Here is a 22,639-nt window from a genome sequence, read left to right on the forward strand (position 1 = left end):
TCATAGCAAAATATACCCGGACGGATGAGAATAAATGAAGAGCAATGAAGCAATAGCAATGAAGAAACTCAGACAATATCGTAGAAAGAATTCCGAGTGTGCCCAATGTGCAAAACCTTCTGACACATATTTATGTAAGGAATGTAATGAGAGAAGAGGTGAACTAGAACTTAAACGAGAATCAACCAGATTAAATAAGCGCCTATGTATTCGTTGTGGAAAACATCCTTCTATGCAGGATAATGAACGACACTTATGTTATGCATGTAATAATATCTATCCAAATTTACCAATTCGTAAATTAAGGAAATGGGAAGTTAAAAATCACGAGCTATATCACGCTATGATGGAAAACGGTTGTTCAACCAATAAACTAGCGAAGTACATAGGAATTAGTGAGCGAACTGTAGAGCGATGGGTTTTTGAAAATGTAATGCCCAAGGAAGATAATGCTAGGGAGGCAGCCCGATTTTTTAATATGGATGTTAGTGAATTGTTTACTGGTAGAGGGAAACTCTAAAAAATCAATTAAAGGAGACTTACTAATGGCAAGAAGGAAAAGTAAGAAAAAACAGAAAGAAGAAGCATTAAAAGCTCTAACCGGATTAGTTGTTCTTGGATCGTTCTTTGGTGGGATGCAGCTCACAGGATCTTTTGAAACATCCTTATTTATTTCAGCTTTAGCTTTAGGGGGCTTAATCGCCATTCTTATCTTTCGTGGAATGGCCAAAAGAGAAAAATTGAGGAAATCCGGTATATCTGATATCGACAAAATGGATGGGTTTAAGTTTGAGAGCTATCTTGGAGAACTTTTTCGAAACCTTGGATATGAAGCGAAGGTAACTCAAGGATCGGGTGATTTCGGCGCGGATCTCATTTTAAAGAAAGCCGATCAAAAAATTGTTGTGCAAGCTAAACGATATAGTAAAAACGTAGGTATTAAAGCAGTCCAGGAAGCACAAGCGTCTATTGCACACTATAAAGCAAATGCAGCATGGGTCGTAACTAATAGTGATTTTACAGAAGCTGCTTATACACTGGCTAAATCTAATCAAGTTCTCTTAATTAATCGGGAAAAGCTGATTGAACTCATACTTGAAATGAAAGAATCAAAAAAAGTAAAAGTAAAAAATGCGAGTTAAATACATATAAAGAGGCTTATTATTATCAACGTGGAGGTAACAAATGGATCTAACATTTTTCTACAATAAAGATCTTTTGAAAAAGTATAAAACCAAATATTTCTTATTGTTAACTATAGTTTTAGTAATAGCTTTTATACCGTTGTCTATTTTCAATTTTGGAATACTCTTATTGGATTATTTCATCCTTCCACTCGGTGCCACATCGTTTTCATTTCTTATTATGGCTATTGTAAATAATCATCTAATACTATTACAACGTTTGAGCGATTCTTAATGTTAACGGCTGGTAAGGGGGACTGGAGATGACTGTAAAATATATCTTGCGAGTAATAATGTTCATATGTCTAACTACATTGTACTTTTTTACACCTGATTTTTTTGCGAGTCTGCATGTTAATGGTTATATCCAAGAGGGATCTGTAAGTGTAGGTATCCGACTACCTGTTGTAGGTGTAACAATAATTCTAATTGTCATGATATTAAGTGAGCTATTTAAGATCTCAGTCAAAGTAAGTTCAGCACTATCTATAATTACATCATTAACAATATTATGGTTTGTGATTTTCGGACAATTTTCAATTGGTTCCGATATAAACTTATTTCAGTATCTTTGGTACGGAATATCGACTATCATATTGATTTTTATTGGTGTAATTTGTTTTCTACTGTTAACTGGCCTAGTAAATGAAAAGAATTTTTCATCTAATGAATGAAAAAATGAGCTATTATGAGTTAAAAATTAGCATAAACGAGCGGGATTATGGGTAGGTAAATAAGATCATTTTTATACTCTAAAATATTAATAAAATGAACATACACGAAATTGTATCGCATTGCATTTTTTCCTTGTGAGGTATGCTCAATAACAGATCTTATAGATTTTCATTTTATTACCGAGCTTATAAATATGACTTTTATTTGTTCATTAAAGGAGCTGAAATAATGGTAAAGATTATGAAAAAGATCGATGAAATATGGCATATTAAAGATCGATCGCGATATGGAGCTGTAGATAAGTTTTTAAAAATCCAAGCTAGCCTGGAGTGCTCCCGTCATGATGAAGAGGGGATTTTGATTAATTCAGTAAGCCAAAGTTCAAAGTTTATTTTTGGAAATGTTTTTGATTTTAGCAACCAGGTAACTCTAATAAAAAAGGAAATTATGGTTCCTAATAGTGGCATCATTGAAGAGACAGATCAGTATCTAGATGTACAGTCATGGTTTTATGAGAAACATAAAAAAAATCTTTATTCCTTTCTTTCTGTAAACGAGAGAAAAGGTATTACATATGCAGTCTATACAAATTCAACATTTAATGAAATGATCCAGAAGAAACGACCTCAAAAGGAGAATGTGTAATTATGGCATCGATTAATGGTCTTACCATGGATCCAGCTGCAGCTCATTTTAGAAAAGATGAAAAGTGTTAAAGACCATCCACGTCTTTGCAACTGAAGATGAAGTAAGGTAATCAGAGGATCGTAAATGGATTATATCCTTTGGAGGTTCACCCAGGCTTACATATGCATTGCAGACGAACAAAAATTATAAGGAGGTAAGAGTTATAGGATGGACGATTCGCATGAATTCTCTGATTTTTATGAGGGAGTACATTCCACTATTGAAATTGCTATGACAGGTCTAATTGCTGTAAGTTTGATAATTGTTGTTTGTGCTATAGTATATTTCCTTGGTGATAAGAAAAGAGATGAAAGACCATGACAGCATCCAAAGAAGACCATGAAGGAGATATTAGAATTACACTCTATCATGAAAATCCAGAAACTTGGGTCTTAATTTCAAAATAAAGTAGCTAAAATAATAAATAGAATTTAAGTGAAAAATAAGAAAAGCAGAATATCCATACCAAAGTTTTATAACAATAATAATGGATATTTTATACATTGAAATCAAACAGATAAATGTGTAAGACTAAATGTAAGACATTTATCTTACAATTTTCTCTCCAGTACCGCGAATTTGATCTACTGCTGTGGTAAGTAGAAAAAAAGGCTTGTTAACCGTAGTCTTACATTTGTAAGACAATCATGTAAGACGTCGAATTTTGGCAATAAAAAAAGCCTTTCGATTAAAAATAATCGAAAGACTTTTTTACCCCGTAAGAAACCACCACAGTATTCTAAAGGGGAATTAGTACCTTTAATATAGCATAAATTGAAGGATGAGGGAATATGGAAACTAAAAAAAATTTTAAAAAGAATCCACAAAATAATAGATTTAAAAAAACCAAAAAAAAGAAGAAAAAACCTCAAAAGAAGCTGCATTGGATTGTAGAACAATCAAAAATAGCGATGCGAAGGAAGCCACGAAATTTTGATTTTACTGTCGATTGGCCAAGAGTTGAAGTAACTGATAAAACATTATCTAGAATTGCTAATGTGATGAATTTAGATGAGGATGACGCATTTGATAGAGCTTTTGATATTTTAGAAGAACACGAACAGTTTAGAATCGACGCTAGATGGATTTATAGAGAGTATTTGAAACGAAGATTTAGGGGAGAATGGATTCACATACAGTGGCACACCTACGAGAATATTCAAATCGGGATTGAAAACAACCGTTGGACACGTCTTAATTTTAATACGGATTCATTGTATCTTTCTGAAGAAGTCAAACAAGAAGTTTATAATGCTGAGGATGGACGTTGTGAAGCGTGCGGGCAAGCTATGCACTTCAGGGTTGCTCAATTTGTGAAGAGGGATTGGACTATTTTTAATGATACGGAGAATATAAAGCTTTTATGTTATCCATGTAAAGCTGGTAGAAGAAACGTCCTTTTCAGTCCTCATTTAGTTATCTTGGATCGTAATATAGATTATCTTCGAGTTAAAATGAAAATGGAGGATAACGATGAGGTTAAACAATTTATAAAAGAGAATCTAAAGTATGCCGTGCACACGAATACTTTTAATCCGAACAAGCAGCAAAATCGGAAACAAGTAAAAGATTTAAAGCTCAGAGGTCAATATTGGTTGCCGGGGATTGGACGCTTTAGGTTACAGGTTCATTACATTGATAAGAGGAAGGGATATGCAATACAATTCGTAGAATGTGCTAAAAATCCCTCTCTTAATATTCAGCCTCAAAAACATACCAGAGGACTAAAATAGATCAAATAAGAGAGATGTTCGCTAGCCCGACATCTCTCTTTTTGATTAAATAATTTAGCAAATTATGTATAACCGTTATCAAAAATTGAAAAATAAATTTCAATTTACAATAGGACCATAGAACCATATTAAGAAAATTCAGGTTGAAATATAGTATTTTATGCGCTATTATTTAGATATTATACATATTCGTGATCGAGAAAGTTCGAAAAAACGCAAAAAAAAAGACACCCGCAAATTTAATATCTTAAACCACGCTGGAGTCGTTTCTTCAAAAAACGACTTCAAAGCGATAACCCGACCTATCCGGGAAACCAGCAGGCAATTTTGCAAGTGCTTTTGTTTATAGTCAATATTAAAATATTATTGACTATATTATAGCACATCTTACCTATGTAAGACAAGATTAGAACCTCTGTTTCCCATACGCAAAATTAGGGAAATAGAGGTTTTTTTTATTGTTTTTGCGCGGCAGAAAGGTGAGAGCAGATGTCGTTTCCTGTACCCGATAAGTTAGTTCTCCTCAATCAAGTAGAGCAATTCTTTGATCTATTATACGGGACCAATATGAAGCTTTACCCGAGTCGTGTTAAATCCAGACGTACAAATCAGTACAATCAGGATCGACAATGGGTATTTGTAGGCCCGAGAGAAAAGATGCAAAGTATTGCGACTTACTCCTCACTCTTTGGCATGATTGCAGATCCGGATAAGGATACAACCTACTATACTCCAAATGGCTATTACCGTAATGATCAAAGGCTTACGGAAACTCTGCGCTATCTGAATGCATTTGTTTTGGATATAGATACGCCTGGTGAAAGCCTTCAGGATATCTTTGATCGCGTTCAAGAATCCGGATTGCCTTTGCCTACCGCTATTATCAAAACCCCTAGCGGTGGATATCATGTTACATACATATTCAAAGAATCTCTTCGTGCAACAGCTAAACGTGTTCGTCTATATACAGGGATCATGACGCATATGTCAGAAGATCTGAGAGCAGATGCAGCCGCTGTAGGTGCGAATCGTATTTTCCGTACACCAACTGAAGAAACGTTGGTATATTTCAAGCCGAATCAAACCGTATCATTTGATGAACTGAAAGATTGGAGAGATTTAAACCATCCGTATGATCTCGTCAACGCCTCTAATTATCGGATCCGTCAAGGGGATCTCATGAATACACCGGCTTTGAAATACTTATTACATAAAAACTGTGAGGAAGGATCAAGAGAAAGGACATGCCTTACCCTCAGTCTGGCCATGAAAGCTTCTAAATGGTCTATTGAAAAAGCTACTGCAGCTATGACTCAGTGGCACCAATACTACTGCAGTAAGACAACTAAAAGAACAGGGAAACGTCCATTTTCACTACGAGAAGCTCTCTATAAGGTTAAGTATGCCTATAGAAGCGCTAATTTAAACGCACCTTCAGCCCAAATTATTCGTGAATTAACAGGCATGGATTTTCATTATTCTGCCTTTCGTTTCTTTGAAACGGCTAAGCCCAGGCATGAACGGGATCGGTCCCATTTTTCAGAATGGAAGACGGATACCCTTACTTTGTTGTACAAAGAAAAAGAAATATCCGGAACTCAACAGGAAATTGCTAACCAAATTGGTTGCCCATTGTCCTCTTTTAAATGCGTCTTGGAGCTGCTTGTTTCTGAAGGGATCATCGAAATGGAAACGAGAAGAGGTAGGGGAGGGAAGACAATTATTCGATACATTGGTGGCCATTCTATCGAAACAGAAGCAGTCATACATGATGAAGTAGATACGTCTGTAGAAAACAAAGATTCTGAGGATCTGAAACCAGCAACGAAAATCGATAAGCATACACTATACATTTATGATTTTGTCAAAAAAGAATTGATCAAGAAATTCGAGTATTTGAAGAATCCATCAGAGTTCGGAAATGATAGAGACGGGCCTGGTTCTTAATCTATTAAATAGCCAATCTCCTAATACAGATGATAGGGGGGTGGGTGGGCTTTCCTCTTTGCCTCCCGTATTTCCCTACGGATTGCCTGTTGTGAATTATTCATGCTCTGAGGGTTTCGGATACCTCTCCTTTTTTCCTAGCTATTATCTAGGTGGCGCTGTGGTAGTGGTTTTATTGCTGGAGGTAGCCTGGTATACACTTGCTGTTGTTGCTTTGTATGGAGAGAAATCAAGCCTAGGTCTCTAGACTCTTACTTCTAATGTTTTGCTATTAACCTGGTCTACTGGACTATTCAATGCTAGGTCTTAGTGTTCAAAATGTACCTTGTATGCTTAAACGTCATACGTTATACTTTCACTGATAGGAAAATTATACTAGTATGAAGGTAGTAGAGGTGGTGAAGTATTGGTGTGTCGAAACCGGATGAATGTAGTATGAAACCGAAGATGAAGCGTAAGACATTGTGGATTAGTCACAAGCAAGAAGGATTTTTGCTGGAGTTGGAAGGTAAGACTGGTATCAAAAGGTCAGAGCACATGAGAAGAGCGTTAGATTATTATGAAGAGCTTTTAGATAGGAAGGTGGGTAACAGTGTTTAGTGGATTGAAGAGTTTTATAAGAAAATATGGTATGAAAATGTATTACATAGGTTTATTAGGTTCAGCTGCATTAATGACGGCTGGTCCTGTAAGTGCAGGTTCTGTAAGTGTTAGTGGTAATGGGTGTGCAGCTACACCTTCTTGGATTACAGTGTTAGGTACATTGATTTCTGATCCTGTGAAATGGGCTATGTATGTTACTGCAGTAACAAGTATTATCTTTGTTATTGTTGCTGGTTTGAAGTTCCGTGGCGCGCGTGGTCGACAAGATAAAGTAGAAGATGCTCAAAAGTTTTCAATGTATTTTGTTGGCGGCTCGGTTTTAATTTTTGGTGCTACAGGTCTTACTACTTGGTTTTTAGGCAAATTCGGATGCACAGTCAATTTTACGTAAGTATTTTAGAAAGCCCCTATTTAGGGGCTTTCTTTTACAAAAGGAGTACATTATGAAGAGGAAATACGTATATACGATAAGTGCTTCTTTAATTTTTTTTCTACTGATTCCAGGCCTTGCTTTTGCAGGTTGGAAGGAAGAAGCAGCGGAAAGTATTGCGACTTACATGTTACAAGTAATATTTGAGCCTATTTTTGCAAGCATGGTGGATTTATTGACAAATTTATTGAGTACGCCTGATATCAAAAATATTAGTTTCGTATTTACGAGTATGATATATGCTCAGGTTTTAGCTAGTATTCTTTTGTTTTCTCAATTTGTTTTTCGTGTTTGGAATTCAATGTCATCGAGAGCTTTTAGCGGTCAATCTGAACCGCTATCATTCATTATGTGGAGAACGCTATTGTCTGGATTTTTAATTTATGCTATGCCTCATTTTTTAGATTGGCTGATACAGCTTAATGCTGCACTAATCGAGCTGATTGGCCGATTAGGGGTTGATTTTCAACGCAACATTAAAAGCATAGAATACCCCCAAGCAGCGGATCTTTCTATAGTTTTATTTTTTATAGTATGGATCGTTGCATTAGTTGGGCTTGTTATATCTAATGCAATGAGGTTAGCTGAACTTTGTTTTTTGTACGTTATTGGACCAATCCTTGCTGTTAGTTATGCAGGTAAAGGTGAAACATTCAACATATGGATAATTCAATCCGTGGCTGTTACTTTTACGCAAGCTGTACAATTCTGGCTTGTTGGTGCATCTCTTAACTTTACTGTGGATATGGCTTCTAACCTAACAATAAACAATTTACTTTTACCCATAGGTACTGCCATTCTTGCTGTAATGGGTCCTACAGTATTGAAAAATCTCTTATATACGAGTGGAGCTGGCCAAGCTTTAACTGGTGGAGTTAAATCAGGTTTTAGTACCGTTGTATACGCCAAGATGATGAAGAAATAAGGTGATTAATTCATGAGTAACAATAATGAGAAACTGTACCATATTCCAAGACGTGTAGATGAAGGAATTAAGATATTTGGGATGAACGGTCGGGCGTGGATCTTGATGTTTTTATTCATTGGTATAGCAATATTAGTAGCTTATATTTTTCCTTTTTCTACTGGAGTAAAGGTTGGGATTGCTGCCTTTTTAGTTGTATTCCCTTACTTTTTATTTACCCAAGAGTTAGGAAACGGACTTTTTGCGATCGATTATGTGAAATTGCTAATTGGTAATATGTACGCACAAAAAATATATAACATCACATCTACTCGACAGAGAGCAAAACACGATGAGGAATATATCACTCCACTTATTTATGTGAAACCCTTACATGAACCTGCTGCTGAAGTTGAAATTCCAGTTAAGGAGCAATGGCATTTTAATAAAGAGGAGTATTTGAAACGAAATGAGATCTTACGAGCAGAAAGAGAGAAGGAACTTGAGGAATTAAAAGATTGGATACCGGAACCTAAAGATTTAACGAATAGAGGTAAATAATCATTTTCAATTGAATGAAGGAGTGTAAACAGTACATGGCTTTTACAATAAAGTTACCAATACCAAAAAAGCAGCCGAAAAAGACACCAGCTCAAGCTATTCCATTTAAAGAGTTCGATGAATTTCTGAAAATGGAGGACGGAACCTATCGCTGCATTTTAAAAGTAACACCCATAAACAATGACCTATTAACAGATGACGAAAATGAAAATATTGTTGAGCTCATGAGAGAAGCAATAAATGTAGCTGGAGTAAATATAGCTCAAATAACTGTAAGTTCTGAACGAATGAATTTAGAGGATTATATGAGTTACATAGAGCAGAAAAAGCAAGAAATAACGGAGAGTTATTACTTAGATCGGATTTCGGCTATTGAAAAGCATGTGAAAAGAAGTTCTGTAAAAAAGAAAACAACGAAGACTTTTTATCTAACACTGAGTACTCGTCATTCTGATGCGAAACGTGCCAAAGAAGATTTTGAAGAATCGGTTAGACATATCCGGAATTCTCTTGAGAGTGGCGAAATTTTAGTGAAAATATTAAAGAAACAAGAAGGACTGAGAATGCTTTATGAAAAGCTCAATCCTAAAACATCGATTTATCAACCTTTTCATGATGAGATGAAGACGCTTAGCTCCATAGCTCCTATTCCCATCATTCATGTAGGTGAGGATCATAGCATTATTGACGGCATGTACTACCGTTTTTATACCATTATGAATTACCCTTCAACTCCTGTAAAAAAGGGATGGATGTCAAAACTATTTGATATCAATGCTGAAGTAGATACGAGCATTATTCTCCAACCTACAGGCAAGCATAAAGTTATTGATAGTATTGATAAATCACTTGGTTTTATTCGCTTCGGAAAGAACAAACCAGATACAAAGCAAAGCGAACTCAATGAGCTCCAGAAAAAAGAAGATTCAGCTATCGAACTGATTGATCAGCTGAGTTCAGATGCAGAAAATATGTATAATGTCTCCCTTATCATTTCTGTTCGTGACAAAACGTTAAAAGACCTCGATGTTGCATGTCAGCGTGTATTGACTTCGATCTCTACAAGCAGAATGAATGCAAGGCAGCTTATCTTATTGCATAATGATCCTTTTTGGATGTCTCTCCCCATTGCTTTCAAGTCTGATTTTCTAGCTAACAAAAATTTGTATTGGCCAATGCATACTTCTGCGATAGCTAGCATTCTTCCTTTCAATAGTTCTGACTTCATGATGAAAACAGGAGTTATAAAAGGGAAAAATGAAAAAGATAGCTTAATCGTTGTAGATCGTCGTGATCGTCGGGCAGTAGATAATCCAAACGAAGTTGTAATCGCCCCTTCGGGTCGGGGGAAATCATGGTATGCTCAGGCTGATATTTCTAGGGAAAATCAATTAGGAACCAAGATTTTTGTAATTGATCCGGAAAGAGAGTATAAGTTCAAGTTTGGGGAAAGAGTTGTCTTTTCTATAGGAGCTCCATTTTGTACGAATCCATTTCATATTCGTTCAGCTATTTTAGATACCGATGAAGACGAACTAGCTTTTAATGATAGTCGCAATTACGTAGAAGATGTGGGGATGTATCTTCAGCGAAAAATAGCCGATATGATTCCATACTTCAGGCATATTTACCCTAAGATGGATTCAACTGAAGAAGCGGAACTTACAGAAGCAATCCGTATTACCTATGAAGAATTTGCTGGTCTAACCTTTGAATCGAAAGAATTACCCGCAGTATTCCCTATATTAAGTAATTTAGATGAGGTCTGTTCTAGAAGAGAGTTTGCTAGTACGTTAGAAATTTTTAGAAAAAACTTAAAACCCTATGTGTCAGGAATTTACAAAAACATGTTTAACGGCCAGACAAATTGGTCTATGGACACACAGTTAACAGTACTTGATATCCATTCACTATCTGAAGTCGTACAGCCTCAAATGATGGATTTATTACTTCATGATATTTGGGAATACATGAAAATCGATAGAAATGAGAAAAAAGGACTTTATGTTGATGAAGCATGGAAGTTGGCAAGTCCAGATAACCCTCAGACATTGAAGTTCTTGTTTGAAATGGCAAAACGAATCCGAAAATACGGTGGATTTTTAACAACGATTACTCAAAACGTTGAAGATTTCTTTGGAGCTGGAAGCGGAAGCAAAAATTATGGTAAAGCCATCTTTGACAATGCATTCTTTAAAATGTTCTTAGGTCTCTCTGATAACGATTATAATACCCTGAAGAAGATTGGTTTTAATTTTAGTAGAAAAGAAGAACGTATATTAAAACGCCGTCAGGGTAAAGGCCATGGTATCTATATGGTGGGAAGTACAAGAGTAGAAATTAAAACTACACCTCTAGTAGATGAACTAAAATTTATTAGTCCTGAAGAATACGAGCAAATTAAAAAGTATGATCTTGAGTTGGAATATGGCGAAACCACCAGCACGCTATGATAAAAAAAGGTGGGAAGTAGCTTATGTCTAAAGTGAAAATAGCATTAACACTTATCCAGATGATGAAAAAAAAGCCCTGGATACCAATTCTTCTTATCGCTGTCATCCTCGCTCCGTTTGTTCTCTTGGTTTCAGTTATAGTCATCCTCTTTTCATGGGTCAGTTGGGGAGATGAAGAACCGATGAAAATAGCGCCATATCAATCAATTGCAGCTCAGCATGGATTGATATGGCAAGAGCTACTTGCAATCGATCTAGCAAAGCACGAGATGGATCAAGATAAATTAAAACCAGGAGATCTAGAGGATGATTTTGTTTATTATGTGCAAGTAGAAAGAACGACTTGTACAGGCGAAGGTGAAAAGCAAAAATGTACTACAACAACAGAAAAAGAAAAGCGGACCTACAGTTTCAGTCAGGTTATGGATAATCTCGGCTTTACTCAAGAGCAGCGTGAAATGGCAGAACAGGCAAGGGCTTTATTGTTTGAACAATACGGTACTGGTTCGGTTGGGGGTGGAGGATCAGTAGACTTTGCACAGAATGCTATTCCGTCTATCTATCTATCAATCTATCAAAGGGCTGGAGAAAAGTATGGTGTACCTTGGGAGCTGCTAGCAGCCATACACCGAATTGAGACACGATTTTCTACAATGGATCCCATGATCTCTTACGCTGGGGCAGAAGGACACATGCAGTTTATGCCGTGTACATTTATCGGTTGGGCCCACCCTTCGTGTAGCGGGGCAGGGAAAGGAAATTTCACATCTTCAGAAAAAACGAGCCTTGCGATGATCAGACAGTATGGAGGGCTTGGAGTCGATGCTGATGGAGATAACAAAGCAGATATGTGGAACATAACTGACGCAGTGTTTTCAGCTTCTCACATGTTGGCACGAAATGGAGCGTCTTCAGGGGATCTAGAACGAGCGATTCTGAGTTATAACCGCAGCTCTGAGTATGTAGCTGATGTTTTATCTTTCTATAATAGCTATATTAACGGTGGTTATGTACTTGTAGAAATCCCTTCACCAAGCTCCAGCGGCTTTTTAAGGCCAATTAATGGTCAGATGACCTCACCATTTGGTCCACGTACACATCCGATCACAGGCGTGCCTCAAACGCCCCATAAAGGGATAGATTTAGCTTGTGCGAAAGGAGATCCTATACCTGCTTCAAAAAGCGGTACTGTCATTATTGCTCGTTGGCAAGATGCAAGTGATCCGACAAAGGGATACGGGCAGTACGTGCGTATAGATCATGGGGATGGGTACCAAACAACATACGCTCATTTATCCGCAATTCTTACTTCAGTCGGGCAGTCAGTAAGTCAAGGTGATATCATCGGTGCGTGCGGATCTACAGGTGGTAGTACGGGTAATCATTTACACTTCGAAATTATTGAAAATGGGATACCGATAAACCCAGCACCATTTATAGGTCTTTAACCGCAATACATTCTATTTGTAGGAGAAAGACATGCGAGAGATAAAAATTAGTGTTCCGTTCCTTGTACTTTTTATTATTACCGTGATCCTGGCTTTCTATACGGTGAATTTGAAAAATGAGCAAAGGGACATGATTGGTGATAGAAGGAAAATGCAAGAGATAGAAGCAGCTCGTGAGGCTAATGAGCAGTTTATTACTACATTGTTAGAATACAAAGATGTATCTAGTCGTTTTGAAAAGCTTGAGCCGCTCATGACGAAAAGTGGTTTTGAACAGATTAAGCCAAGTCAAGAACCTGCAGCTGGTGATAGTTATGTTGTTTCAACCATTTTATCACAGCAAAATTTCATTTCTGAAAGAGTAGATGACGAGTTCCATTTATTTAATGAAATAAGTATTTCAATAAATTATGAGGGAAGTAAAACAGAACAGACCGTAATTGCAAAGACAGATCTTATATATGAAGAAGGTGAGTGGAAAGTAAATCATTATGAACAAATTCCAATGTTAGATCCTTCCATGGTAGAATTAGAAGAACATGATCATGGACACTAATAGAAAAGACCCAATGATAATACAATTTATCATTGGGTCTATTTTTTTTATATTCCATACAGACTATGTATATTATACTCAGTCTGTGATATAATACAAAATCAAAGATTATATGAAGGAGCATAAAAAAATGATTATATCTGTAGAGCTGTTTACTAAGTCATATCAGGCCGAGCTAAGCCGTGAAAATAATGAGTTTACTATGAACCTAACTCCCGAATCGATGGCAAGACTTGAGGAATATCTGCGCGTTGTATTACCTCATTATATCGATATGCCAGAAGATACGGAGAACCTAACCCTAGACCACTTAATGAAGTTGGCTAACGATTGGCAGCTAGCCAATCCCGATCAATCCATGACAGAACCTCATATCAAGTTACCCTATTTATTTGATGTATCTGTTAAGGAAATGCTATCTCAACTTGCAGAAGCCAACAATGTCCCAATGACAAAAGTGATTATCCAATTGATTGATGAAGCCTATGAGAGAGTGGTGATAAACGATGAAGCCCTCTAAGAAAATTAAAGCCCCTATAGGTAATATACCTGTAACGAAAAGCCATCGATTTAAACAGATTGTAGCAATTGAAGCCGAACGGGAAAGTGGAAAAACTGCAACCGCTATTTTAGAAGAACTGATAAAAAAAGAACATATCCGTCAATTTGGGAGGGAGTAAGATGGCTCGTGCCAAAAGAGAAAAAGGATCAAAGACAGGTATATCTATGCGATTGCCTGTTACTAGTAAATCTAGATTAGAACTGATATACGATAAATTAAAAAGTCGTGTAGGTGAAGATGAGACACATCCGTCAAGAACAGATATTTTAACGACTTTAATTATACAAAAGAAAGACCTTACTTTTGCAGATCCGAAAGAAAAAGAAAATGAGATAAGAATGGCTGATTTTATGGATCAATATATCCTGGAGCATTTTGGAGAAGATCCGAATGATGATATTCTTGATTTTGCTCAATCTGAAGCGTTAAAAGCCTATTATAGAACTCAAGGATTCGAATTCAATAATTCCGAATCGGACGATGATGATGAAGGATTTATCTATCCAAGTTCAATTAAAGATTAACAAAGGAGCTTATACAAGAGATGGTTCAACCAGGAGATATATTCTTTAGTAATTTCCCGAAGTTTGTACAAAGAGAAAATGCTGCTGACTATAATATCGATTCGAAGAAACCGAATGCGAGACCTCGGCCCGTAGTGGTGTTAGAAGAGATTACGCCCAATCGTTTATTTGTAGCCCCTATAACTGGAGACGCAAGTGGTATGAATCTGTCATTCCCTACGTTTGTACCCTTAAAGGAAAAAGATTATCCCGGCGTACTTTCAAAAGATTCTTTTATAAAATTAAATCAAAATCAATCAATTGATATCAAATGGATAGTAGACAATCAGAAGGTGGGTCAGCTTACACCAAAAGATTTAGATCGGACTCGTCACTTTTCTTTGTACGCTTCTCAAACAGAAAAAGCTTACTCGGAGTGGATCAGTGAGATTGTGGCCAAGAATGTGAAAGTAAATCGGCCTGATATCGAAAGACAGGTATTGGACGAACTTAATTTACCTACTCGAAAGTTTTATAGACAACCCCCAATCGATTTAAAACGATCTGATATTGTTCCATGCCATTTTCAGCCCGAAATATTAAATCAATCAAAAGAGCGCATCCATGGTAATCACTTAGGGATTGTCATTGTTGAAGGGAATATAAGACAAAGCCCACCAGGACAGAGCATCGTTGTTCCGGTTGTTGAAAACAAATCCGATTATGTTCATTTATACAGTCCTAAAGATGTTGGTGTTACTATCAATGGACAAGCTCGTAGGGTGTTACTTTCACAAATGCAGCCGATGAATTGGAGTTGGATGGAACTAGATAAAAAAGTCGGCCAAGTAATGAAACAGCAAATGCTTGATGTTGATAGAGCAGTGATTGATACACTAGGATTGAAACCAGAGGTAATTAAGAAAAGTAGATCTCTAATATCAGAACAATTAATGAAAAATAGAGGGCCTAAAACAAGGTGATTTATTTGTCTTACATCTATGTCTTACACTTGTCTTACATATAATTGTATGCTATAATAATAGAGTAGTTAAGAGAAACCACCACAACGAAAAAAGGAGAGTAATAAAACATGATGGGGACAAGCGTAATTGACACTTTACTAGAGGAAGCTAGAAATATTAAAGCTGAAAATATTGGAGCCGACTTAGGTAACGATGCAGTGAAAATTGTTTTTGATGGCAAGACATACACAGTTACGAAAAATACCGTATCTCGCCGTATGCTCAGTGAAAAAGCGAAACATAGTCTTGATTTTAATGAATCTTCTGATAATGGATCTATAAATATTCATAACTTAGATGTGATTATACAACCTCTCAATGGTCCGAAAGAACGGTTCTTCATTGGGGAAAAGGCAATCGCAGAGGGAGAAGATGAAACGGTTGTAGGTACTGAGAAAGCTGACAATCCATATATACATATACCATTGTTAGCTATTCTAGCTTTACGAACTCCAAAAAGTAAAAAAGTTGCTAAATTCAATTCTGTTAGTGGTTTACCAGTTAAACAATATAGCAAAGAAGCACGTAAAAAGCTTAAAGAGAGACTAATTGGAGAATTTGATGTTACTCTCATGGATCCCCAAGGCAACCCTGGAAGAACGGTACGCATTATTATAGAGGATGTAAAAATAGCTGCAGAAGGTGTACCTGTAGTTACCAATCAGATGTTTAATGCAGATGCTACAGATATAGCACGTCCTGAGCTAGGACAAGGTTCACGTGGAGTAGTTGATATTGGAGCCTTTACGACTGACATACCAGTTATTAAGAATGGTAAACCTGACAAAACAATGAGTGATGGGCTAGATGAAGGGATTTCTACTTACATTGATAAAATTGCATCTACTCTTACTGCGTCAACTGGTGCAATTGTTACACGAAACCAAATCCTTGATAAAATAATGAATGATGATATAGATTTCCTTAGTGTAAGAGGTAAAAAAATTCCTTTGCGTGCAGAGGTAGAAGCTCAATTAAGCTTCTTTGCGAAAAGAATTGTAGATGTAGTTGATCGACTTTGGTCTAAAAACTACGAGATTGAGGAATTTTTTGTTGTAGGTGGCGGTGCCAAATTACTTCGTCCGTATCTAATGAAACACTTAGAGGGTCGAGACATGGAACTTACATTTATCGAACCTAAGAATAAAAGTGATTACCAAAACGATCCACAGCTTCAAAATGCATTCGGCTATTGGAAACTTGCTATGCAAGCATTTGGGGCGTGATTACATTGAATAATGATAACCGCGATGAAACAAAAGAAATTAAGCTATATAAGTTAAATGACCTTGTCAATTTTCGCCTTGTAAGAAAGAATACCGATATATTGAATTTATTAAATGAAAAGAAACTACAAGGTGGTTTTAATGCCAGTGAATACTTGGCAAATTTGATTAGAGCAGCAGAAGGTTTACCCTTACCTGAGGGAGAGGAAGGCAAAAATGCCTTCCTTAACTTCGAAAGAGTTCAACCAACTCCAAATGTTGATGAGTTAGTTGAGAAAGTAATTGCTAAAATGAAAGAGAGCGGTCTTATGACCGTTTCAATGCCTAGTACGGCTTCAGAGGAATCCTCACCAATATCAAGCCATACTTCAGAAATTGATGAGAAAAAGAAACAATTACTCAAAGAAGCAACTGCTAGTTTCTTGAACTTTGATGATGATGATGATGATTAAAAAAACCGACTGTTATTCAGTCGGTTTTTACTTTTATAAGAAGAGATTAAAGTCAATGACATAACCAGCAGTTTTAAGCTCTTTTGCTAAATCAGTTCGCCAACCTCCACGTGCATCATATGGAACATATACTACACCTGAAATATCGTTTGGCTTTTCAACTTCATCATCTTTGATCAATGCACAAACATTTTTTCTTGGGGTAGTAACAGCATAGCTGTCACCACCCGCAATAAAGAGTAAATAAATGTAAAAAAGATGTATATTGTTAGAATTACTATCTTTATTGTAAGCCCCCATTCAAACAACGCATATAAACACGCAGCACCTCCTGGTACGATACATGTATCAATAAAAGGAGGTGCTTTTCCTATGCCACAACAAAAACTAACCATTGTTCCCGTTACATTACATACCGAAAACGAAAATAATTCTGCAACAAAGCCAACAGTGCTTTCCTCCAATCCTACTTGCACGATTAAAACAGCAAACGCTGAAATTTCCTTCTTTAACGGTGTAGATGAGCATATCATCCAAGCGGTCATGAGGGAGTTGAAAAATGGGTGAAACACGACTATACAAGTGTTAAAAACATTTATATCATTTGCGGTAAGACAGATATGAGAAAAGGAATTGATGGGCTTGCCACACTGATTCAAGATTCTTTCGAACTTGATCCATATGGCGATTCCATTTTCTTATTTTCAGGGTGGAGTAAAGACCGCTATAAATGTCTGTATTTTGATGGTGATGGCTTCGCCATGCTGTATAAGCGTTTGGATAGTGGAAAACTTCAATGGCCAAAAGATGAAAATGAAGTACGCCATCTTTCACAACAGGAGCTTCGCTGGCTCCTTGAAGGGTTATCCATTCAGCAGCCAAAAGCCATTCAACCATCGCCAAAAGGTGCGTTCTAAATTCGTTCAAGTCGTTATTTTTATCTTTATTTTCACTGTTCGAACTGATTATAATAGGAGGAACGAAACTGAACGAAACTGAACGAAAGTGGTGAATGATGTGACGAACGTTTCTTCTACGAATGAAAATCAATCTGAGAAATTAATTCGATTGCTTGAAGATCAATTAGCTCATTCGAATCAACAAAATAAAGAGTTATCGAAAAAGTTGGATCAATCGTTGAAACAGATTGAATCGTTAACGCAACAACTTCAACACTTAACCAAGCTCTTATATGGCTCTAAAACAGAAAAATCCAAATACAATACGCCCGACGGGCAAGTGTCCTTATTTGAGGATGACCCGTCTTTTACTGATCCTGAGCACACAGAAGAACAAAGCCAACAGACCATTTCTTATACTGTTGTACGAAAAATTCAACCAAAAAAACGAAATGATTCCTTGCGTGAAGATATTGAAATAGAAGCTATTCACCATCATCCAGCAAATACAATCTGTGACGATTGCCATGATCAAATGATAGAAATGGGCAGTACAATCGTGCGTGAAGAGGCGAAATTTATTCCTGCGAAAATGATGAAAGTTCAACATATTGAACACGCTTATGAATGTAAAAAATGCAAAAGCGATTCATTACAAAAAGGGCAGATTAAACGTGGTAAAGCGCCACAACCTCCCATTCAACGTAGCATCGCAAGTCCTAGCGTACTTGCCAAAGTGATGTATGATAAATTTTCACAATACTTACCTCTTTACCGTCAGGTAAAGGAATGGGTGTTTATTGCAAAATAAAAATACATAGAATTGCAAAGAAGTTGGTCTGTAGCAACTTTACATGGAGAGGCGGGTATGATAGCCTTAGTCGGCGAGCCAGCCCTTCATAGTGCTGGGTTTGTGGCGATTTTATCATGCCCGTAGAGGCTCCATGTCAAGTTGCAATCCTCTGTACTCAGCTTTGCACAAGTCTGCATTTTTCGCTTGCAAAAAACAAATGGGAGCGTTATGGCCTGAACACGAATGATAAGAACCTTTCCAATTGGGTCATTCGTGCCTCACACGATTGGCTATTGCCTATTTACGAACGAATGAAGTCTTTGATGATGGCTAAAACCATTCTACATGTCGATGAAACGTATTCACAAATTATCAACCGTTCCGATGGCAAATCTGGTCAGTCTAACGCCTACAATTGGGTCTATCGAAGTGTGCCCAGTCAAGGTCCAACGATTGTCCTGTTTCAAAGTTCATTATCACGTGCTCGGTCTGTTCTCGAAAGCTTCATTGAAGATTATTCCGGAACGATTGTCTGTGATGGTTATTCGGCCTATGACAAAATAGAAGGCGTCACCTTCGCAAATTGTTGGGCGCATGTTCGCCGTTATTGGATGAAAGCGAACAGCAAGAACGGACAAATCGGTGTCAGCTATTGTGATGCTTTGTATCGACTTGAAAGGAAATTCAAGCATCTGTCTCCCAGTAAGCGAAGAAAGAAACGTCAAAAGTTTGCGTTGCCAATCGTTAAGAAATTCCTTGACTGGGTTGAAAAATCACCATTCTACGGCAAAAATGCGCTTGCAAAAGCAGCTGAATATACTCTGAACAGAGCGAATGGACTAAAAGCATTCTTGAAGGATGGCCGTATCGAAATTGATAATAATCCAGCCGAAAATGCCATTCGTCCAAATGTGATGGGTCGAAAAAACTGGCTCTTTTCCGTCAGTGAAGCTGGTGCAAAAGCCAACGCCATCTGTTTAAGTATCGCAGAAACGGCAAAAGCAAACGGAGTGGATTTCTATCGTTATCTCTTGAAGTTACTGACGGATTTTCCGAATCTTGATATCTATCAACATTCGGAAATTTTAAATCAATATATGCCTTGGTCAAAAATGATCCAAGCAGAATGTGGCAGATAAAATGAAATCACCGTATATCTGATTAAAAAAATCATGATATACGGTGATTTATGATGCGTACGGTTAAGGTATGCTTATTTTTTATAGTTCGGGCTTACAAAAGAAAAGCATTACCTCAAAGGAAGTAATGGATGAAATCGTTCTCCTTTAATTAGTCTCCTTGCTAACCTAATTTCTGTTTCTCTAGCTGCTTGGTAAAAATATCCTCTTATAGTTGCTTCAAATCCTCCAGGTCGTTGAAAAACTTTCCTACAAAAAATCTATTATAAATTTTCCATTAGACGTTTTTTGATTAATTCATAATCGTCCCTAGTAATACCAGGAGCAAATTCTTCAGGTAACTCCTCTAAGTTTGGAATTGGTCCGCCTTCAGGAGTACCAATTTTCACTTCAAGCGGTTGCCCATTTTCCGGATTTGTTCCTTTCCAAATCATTCCGATATCCCTGTATTCTGTTTCGCTCCATGTGAATAGCACATTGCTTAAGCCTTTTTCTATGAACGGTCTGGCATAATCAAATTTTGAGTTATCAAGATTTGGAACTGGAAGCATTTTCGTCAAGTCTACCCCTGTAGCAATTTCGATTGCTTTCGCATAGGCGAGGATATGTGTTCCTCCACGAACAAGTAAATACCCAATCATGGTTCTAGCAACTGGGTTATCAGTCATCTCATAAACTCTCATTTTATGTGTACGTGCACCAATCTCTAGAAAAAAGTTATGTGTTAAATCTAAAACCAGATTTCCACTATTAAAAACATTATCACCAGTCCAAGGTCTTCCCATTGAATCACCTGGTATAGCCGTTTGAGCTGTAGAAATAAAATGGTGGGTGTTTCTCGCATCCTTCCCATTTTGAAGTGGAGTGATATCCGGATTCCCTGGAAAAGTATTACCTACCGATAACAAATTAATCGTATTAGAAACAAGTTCTACATGACCAAATTCTTCTGCTGTAATGCTTGCCACTAACTCATAGAATGGTTTTAGCTTTTTTTTATTTCTGAAGTTAAAAGACTGAAACATATAGTTATTTAAGGTAGACATCTCCCCAAACTTGCCACCCAAGAGTTCTTGTACTGCTGCTGCAGCATTCATATCGCCGTGTGCGGGTATAGGAAGTTCAATTGCCAATTTATTTATTCTTTTAAACATTATTTCCCCTCCACTTCCTTTTTGTTAACCAGGAAAAACCCAAATAATTTGCTGGGTACGAATAAAAAAGGGAGTTCCGTTAGATTCGACAACAATGTGATCTGGCAATACATTTTTCAAGGAGCCACGAACGCTACCTCTTATGGTTTGAACAGTAACAATTTTACCAACAATGGTTGTTAATGTCTGATAAACATATGGATCATAAAAGCTTAACAGGTTGTTGTTTGTCATTTAGATCCTCCTATTCTAAAGTCATTCTTACTGAGTATATGTTTCTCGATATGAAAAAAGACTGAAAAACAACTGTTCAATTTGACTCTTGTTGTTAAATACTATCCTGAAAATAATAAACGGCAATAGCACATTTTTTGCAATACGAAACTAGGCCTAGCAATACCCAATTTTTTAAACTGGACCTAGGAATGACTAATCTAATCCTTTTATGTACGAATTTATACTATGGCTCGCATACGCCGATGTAATTGACAATAAAATTGAAAAGATAAAGCAAGGGCTTGTAGAGTTCAAGAATAAACTTTATGGCACAGGTAATGCCATTCAAAGTATAACGAAAACTCTTGACAAACTATTTCAACGTCAGGACGAACTGTTTCAACGTCAAGACAATATTATCAAGCTACTGGAAGTTGTGTATAACAATTTATAATTGTATGGAACACCAGTAAATCTCGGGCCTATTTCAAAAATTAGAAGTCATTAAGCCGCACTCGAAAGATGGACAAAGATATATTGAAGTTGTATTTATTTATCGCTTTGAAAAATCTGTTGAAACATGTGCCGATATGATTAATTGCGACAGGAGCACCTAATTGGTATGTAAATAAATTAGCAGCAGAGTTAAGCAACAAAGGTGATGACAAACTATTCAAAACCTTATCATTACTTATTCCAGAGGAAGAATTAAAACCAGAATTAAAGAGTATAAAGGGTGGCTATAAAGATATTGATGTGGTCACTGTTTCCGAACAACTAAATCAAAAAGGGATACTGGAGGATGTGGGCGGCGTAACCTATCTTACTCAATTAGCTGGCTCAGTACCAACTACAGCGAATACCATTTATTATTGTGATTTGGTAAAATCGAAAGCCTTGCGTAGGCGAGGAATTGAAGCAGCAAAAAATATAAGATATTTATCGGAGGTACAGGAATTTGAATATGACGAGACATTTTTGACAGAAGTAGAAAATCAGGCTTTAAAAATCCGATCAATGGCGTTCTCATTACTCGCATCTACATTGGGAAGCTTCTCGAAAATGTACATCAAGTATTGATAAGGATTAAGCCCATTTTCTTTGGCTGTTTCTACAATACTATAAGTCACAGCACTAGCCTTCGCTCCTTTCGGAGTGTTTGCAAAAATCCAGTTTTTCCTTTTAGGACTTAAACACATAAAAGAAAAAACTGGCTCTTTTCCGTCAGTGAAGCTGGTGCAAAAGCCAACGCCATCTGTTTAAGTATCGCAGAAACGGCAAAAGCAAACGGAGTGGATTTCTATCGTTATCTCTTGAAGTTACTGACGGATTTTCCGAATCTTGATATCTATCCACATTCGGAAATTTTAAATCAATATATGCCTTGGTCAAAAATGATCCAAGCAGAATGTGGCAGATAAAATGAAATCACCGTATATCTGATTAAAAAAATCATGATATACGGTGATTTATGATGCGTACGGTTAAG

At 36.9% G+C, this 22,639-nt stretch carries 24 protein-coding genes and 5 pseudogenes; 24 read left to right on the plus strand and 5 right to left on the minus strand.

Annotated elements, in window-relative coordinates:
- The first annotated feature begins 34 nt into the window (after positions 1-34).
- The 18 genes from BK126_RS26500 (at position 35) to BK126_RS26590 (ending at position 16,949) form a co-directional block, all read left to right on the plus strand.
- Entirely contained in the window at positions 35-520 is a 486-nt protein-coding gene (locus tag BK126_RS26500) for a helix-turn-helix domain-containing protein (protein WP_076315495.1), read from the plus strand.
- 25 nt (positions 521-545) lie between these two features.
- Positions 546-1,142 (plus strand): restriction endonuclease, encoded by a 597-nt coding sequence (locus tag BK126_RS26505; RefSeq protein ID WP_076315496.1) that lies wholly within the window; start codon positions 546-548, stop codon positions 1,140-1,142.
- A 945-nt stretch (positions 1,143-2,087) separates the two neighbouring features.
- Positions 2,088-2,504: a hypothetical protein gene (locus BK126_RS26520; protein ID WP_076315499.1), complete on the plus strand. Its 417-nt coding sequence runs from the start codon at positions 2,088-2,090 to the stop codon at positions 2,502-2,504.
- Positions 2,505-2,714: 210 nt separating this feature from the next.
- The gene (locus BK126_RS29590; protein ID WP_179085608.1) at positions 2,715-2,867 is read left to right on the plus strand and encodes a hypothetical protein; all 153 of its coding nucleotides are present in this window, start codon (positions 2,715-2,717) and stop codon (positions 2,865-2,867) included.
- A 470-nt stretch (positions 2,868-3,337) separates the two neighbouring features.
- Positions 3,338-4,279 carry a hypothetical protein gene (locus tag BK126_RS26525; RefSeq protein WP_076315500.1) on the plus strand — a complete coding sequence of 314 codons (942 nt, stop codon included), beginning with the start codon at positions 3,338-3,340 and terminating at the stop codon, positions 4,277-4,279.
- A gap of 489 nt (positions 4,280-4,768) precedes the next feature.
- Complete coding sequence (locus tag BK126_RS26530; protein ID WP_076315501.1) at positions 4,769-6,226, plus strand: bifunctional DNA primase/polymerase; 1,458 nt, start codon at positions 4,769-4,771, stop codon at positions 6,224-6,226.
- A gap of 592 nt (positions 6,227-6,818) precedes the next feature.
- Positions 6,819-7,220: a hypothetical protein gene (locus BK126_RS26540; RefSeq protein ID WP_076315503.1), complete on the plus strand. Its 402-nt coding sequence runs from the start codon at positions 6,819-6,821 to the stop codon at positions 7,218-7,220.
- Positions 7,221-7,272: 52 nt separating this feature from the next.
- On the plus strand, positions 7,273-8,184 hold the full coding sequence (locus BK126_RS26545; protein WP_076315504.1) for a conjugal transfer protein TrbL family protein: 912 nt from the start codon (positions 7,273-7,275) through the stop codon (positions 8,182-8,184).
- 12 nt (positions 8,185-8,196) lie between these two features.
- On the plus strand, positions 8,197-8,724 hold the full coding sequence (locus BK126_RS26550; protein WP_076315505.1) for a hypothetical protein: 528 nt from the start codon (positions 8,197-8,199) through the stop codon (positions 8,722-8,724).
- 35 nt (positions 8,725-8,759) lie between these two features.
- The gene (locus BK126_RS26555) at positions 8,760-11,177 is read left to right on the plus strand and encodes a VirB4 family type IV secretion system protein (protein ID WP_076315506.1); all 2,418 of its coding nucleotides are present in this window, start codon (positions 8,760-8,762) and stop codon (positions 11,175-11,177) included.
- Between the two features lie 23 nt (positions 11,178-11,200).
- On the plus strand, positions 11,201-12,625 hold the full coding sequence (locus tag BK126_RS26560; RefSeq protein ID WP_076315507.1) for a peptidoglycan DD-metalloendopeptidase family protein: 1,425 nt from the start codon (positions 11,201-11,203) through the stop codon (positions 12,623-12,625).
- A 31-nt stretch (positions 12,626-12,656) separates the two neighbouring features.
- On the plus strand, positions 12,657-13,181 hold the full coding sequence (locus tag BK126_RS26565) for a hypothetical protein (RefSeq protein ID WP_076315508.1): 525 nt from the start codon (positions 12,657-12,659) through the stop codon (positions 13,179-13,181).
- Positions 13,182-13,311: 130 nt separating this feature from the next.
- Complete coding sequence (locus BK126_RS26570; RefSeq protein ID WP_076315509.1) at positions 13,312-13,701, plus strand: hypothetical protein; 390 nt, start codon at positions 13,312-13,314, stop codon at positions 13,699-13,701.
- Complete coding sequence (locus BK126_RS29595; RefSeq protein ID WP_179085609.1) at positions 13,688-13,861, plus strand: hypothetical protein; 174 nt, start codon at positions 13,688-13,690, stop codon at positions 13,859-13,861. Before BK126_RS26570 ends, BK126_RS29595 begins: the two co-directional genes overlap by 14 nt.
- A gap of 1 nt (position 13,862) precedes the next feature.
- Positions 13,863-14,267 carry a hypothetical protein gene (locus BK126_RS26575; RefSeq protein ID WP_076315510.1) on the plus strand — a complete coding sequence of 135 codons (405 nt, stop codon included), beginning with the start codon at positions 13,863-13,865 and terminating at the stop codon, positions 14,265-14,267.
- Between the two features lie 20 nt (positions 14,268-14,287).
- On the plus strand, positions 14,288-15,229 hold the full coding sequence (locus BK126_RS26580; RefSeq protein ID WP_076315511.1) for a type II toxin-antitoxin system PemK/MazF family toxin: 942 nt from the start codon (positions 14,288-14,290) through the stop codon (positions 15,227-15,229).
- A 110-nt stretch (positions 15,230-15,339) separates the two neighbouring features.
- Positions 15,340-16,497 (plus strand): ParM/StbA family protein, encoded by a 1,158-nt coding sequence (locus tag BK126_RS26585; protein ID WP_076315512.1) that lies wholly within the window; start codon positions 15,340-15,342, stop codon positions 16,495-16,497.
- Positions 16,498-16,502: 5 nt separating this feature from the next.
- A complete protein-coding gene (locus tag BK126_RS26590; protein ID WP_076315513.1) occupies positions 16,503-16,949 on the plus strand; it encodes a hypothetical protein in 447 nt (148 codons plus the stop codon).
- A 33-nt stretch (positions 16,950-16,982) separates the two neighbouring features.
- Here BK126_RS26590 and BK126_RS26595 read toward each other — a convergent pair whose 3' ends face one another.
- A complete protein-coding gene (locus BK126_RS26595; protein ID WP_143757807.1) occupies positions 16,983-17,249 on the minus strand; it encodes a hypothetical protein in 267 nt (88 codons plus the stop codon).
- A gap of 72 nt (positions 17,250-17,321) precedes the next feature.
- Between BK126_RS26595 and BK126_RS26600 the strand changes: the two genes are divergently transcribed.
- The 4 genes and pseudogenes from BK126_RS26600 to tnpC all read left to right on the plus strand — a co-directional run.
- On the plus strand, positions 17,322-17,516 hold the full coding sequence (locus BK126_RS26600; protein ID WP_039238838.1) for a hypothetical protein: 195 nt from the start codon (positions 17,322-17,324) through the stop codon (positions 17,514-17,516).
- The gene (tnpB, locus tag BK126_RS26605; protein ID WP_140384346.1) at positions 17,513-17,866 is read left to right on the plus strand and encodes an IS66 family insertion sequence element accessory protein TnpB; all 354 of its coding nucleotides are present in this window, start codon (positions 17,513-17,515) and stop codon (positions 17,864-17,866) included. The genes BK126_RS26600 and tnpB overlap by 4 nt, the downstream gene beginning before the upstream one ends.
- Positions 17,867-17,966: 100 nt before the next feature.
- A pseudogene (locus BK126_RS26610) lies at positions 17,967-18,638 on the plus strand (IS66 family transposase zinc-finger binding domain-containing protein); the annotation flags it as partial.
- 221 nt (positions 18,639-18,859) lie between these two features.
- Positions 18,860-19,780 (plus strand): annotated as a pseudogene (gene tnpC / locus BK126_RS26615) (IS66 family transposase); the annotation flags it as partial.
- Between the two features lie 128 nt (positions 19,781-19,908).
- On the opposite strand, the pseudogene BK126_RS30065 reads toward tnpC, so the two are convergent.
- The 3 genes and pseudogenes from BK126_RS30065 to BK126_RS26630 all read right to left on the minus strand — a co-directional run.
- Positions 19,909-20,025: pseudogene (locus tag BK126_RS30065) on the minus strand (cell wall hydrolase); the annotation flags it as partial.
- A gap of 18 nt (positions 20,026-20,043) precedes the next feature.
- Complete coding sequence (locus BK126_RS26625) at positions 20,044-20,934, minus strand: manganese catalase family protein (RefSeq protein ID WP_031538344.1); 891 nt, start codon at positions 20,932-20,934, stop codon at positions 20,044-20,046.
- Positions 20,935-20,958: 24 nt separating this feature from the next.
- On the minus strand, positions 20,959-21,168 hold the full coding sequence (locus BK126_RS26630; RefSeq protein ID WP_031538343.1) for a YuzF family protein: 210 nt from the start codon (positions 21,166-21,168) through the stop codon (positions 20,959-20,961).
- A gap of 738 nt (positions 21,169-21,906) precedes the next feature.
- On the opposite strand from BK126_RS26630, the gene BK126_RS26640 reads away from it, so the two are divergent.
- Positions 21,907-22,230, plus strand: a complete 324-nt coding sequence (locus tag BK126_RS26640; protein WP_076315514.1) for a DnaB-like helicase N-terminal domain-containing protein — start codon at positions 21,907-21,909, stop codon at positions 22,228-22,230.
- Here the strand turns inward: BK126_RS26640 and BK126_RS26645 are convergent.
- A pseudogene (locus BK126_RS26645) lies at positions 22,146-22,331 on the minus strand (transposase domain-containing protein); the annotation flags it as partial. The gene BK126_RS26640 and the pseudogene BK126_RS26645 overlap by 85 nt on opposite strands.
- Positions 22,332-22,352: 21 nt before the next feature.
- Between BK126_RS26645 and BK126_RS29220 the strand changes: the two are divergent.
- Positions 22,353-22,571: pseudogene (locus BK126_RS29220) on the plus strand (IS66 family transposase); the annotation flags it as partial.
- Positions 22,572-22,639: the final 68 nt, after the last annotated feature.

Origin of the sequence: Paenibacillus sp. FSL H7-0326 (assembly GCF_001955535.1) — a bacterium.
In the GTDB taxonomy this organism is placed as follows: Bacteria; Bacillota; Bacilli; order Paenibacillales; family Paenibacillaceae; genus Paenibacillus; species Paenibacillus shunpengii.

Bases quoted from the DNA above. Each gene is read 5' to 3' on its own strand.
- BK126_RS26555 (WP_076315506.1), top strand. From the start codon at position 8,760: ATGGCTTTTACAATAAAGTTACCAATACCAAAAAAGCAGCCGAAAAAG.
- BK126_RS26600 (WP_039238838.1), top strand. From the start codon at position 17,322: ATGCCACAACAAAAACTAACCATTGTTCCCGTTACATTACATACCGAA.
- BK126_RS26545 (WP_076315504.1), top strand. From the start codon at position 7,273: ATGAAGAGGAAATACGTATATACGATAAGTGCTTCTTTAATTTTTTTT.
- BK126_RS26630 (WP_031538343.1), bottom strand. From the start codon at position 21,168: ATGACAAACAACAACCTGTTAAGCTTTTATGATCCATATGTTTATCAG.
- BK126_RS26520 (WP_076315499.1), top strand. From the start codon at position 2,088: ATGGTAAAGATTATGAAAAAGATCGATGAAATATGGCATATTAAAGAT.
- BK126_RS26625 (WP_031538344.1), bottom strand. From the start codon at position 20,934: ATGTTTAAAAGAATAAATAAATTGGCAATTGAACTTCCTATACCCGCA.
- BK126_RS29595 (WP_179085609.1), top strand. From the start codon at position 13,688: ATGAAGCCCTCTAAGAAAATTAAAGCCCCTATAGGTAATATACCTGTA.
- BK126_RS26525 (WP_076315500.1), top strand. From the start codon at position 3,338: ATGGAAACTAAAAAAAATTTTAAAAAGAATCCACAAAATAATAGATTT.
- BK126_RS26575 (WP_076315510.1), top strand. From the start codon at position 13,863: ATGGCTCGTGCCAAAAGAGAAAAAGGATCAAAGACAGGTATATCTATG.
- BK126_RS26565 (WP_076315508.1), top strand. From the start codon at position 12,657: ATGCGAGAGATAAAAATTAGTGTTCCGTTCCTTGTACTTTTTATTATT.
- BK126_RS26530 (WP_076315501.1), top strand. From the start codon at position 4,769: ATGTCGTTTCCTGTACCCGATAAGTTAGTTCTCCTCAATCAAGTAGAG.
- BK126_RS29590 (WP_179085608.1), top strand. From the start codon at position 2,715: ATGGACGATTCGCATGAATTCTCTGATTTTTATGAGGGAGTACATTCC.
- BK126_RS26550 (WP_076315505.1), top strand. From the start codon at position 8,197: ATGAGTAACAATAATGAGAAACTGTACCATATTCCAAGACGTGTAGAT.
- BK126_RS26560 (WP_076315507.1), top strand. From the start codon at position 11,201: ATGTCTAAAGTGAAAATAGCATTAACACTTATCCAGATGATGAAAAAA.
- BK126_RS26585 (WP_076315512.1), top strand. From the start codon at position 15,340: ATGATGGGGACAAGCGTAATTGACACTTTACTAGAGGAAGCTAGAAAT.
- BK126_RS26570 (WP_076315509.1), top strand. From the start codon at position 13,312: ATGATTATATCTGTAGAGCTGTTTACTAAGTCATATCAGGCCGAGCTA.
- BK126_RS26580 (WP_076315511.1), top strand. From the start codon at position 14,288: ATGGTTCAACCAGGAGATATATTCTTTAGTAATTTCCCGAAGTTTGTA.
- BK126_RS26505 (WP_076315496.1), top strand. From the start codon at position 546: ATGGCAAGAAGGAAAAGTAAGAAAAAACAGAAAGAAGAAGCATTAAAA.
- BK126_RS26595 (WP_143757807.1), bottom strand. From the start codon at position 17,249: ATGGGGGCTTACAATAAAGATAGTAATTCTAACAATATACATCTTTTT.
- BK126_RS26500 (WP_076315495.1), top strand. From the start codon at position 35: ATGAAGAGCAATGAAGCAATAGCAATGAAGAAACTCAGACAATATCGT.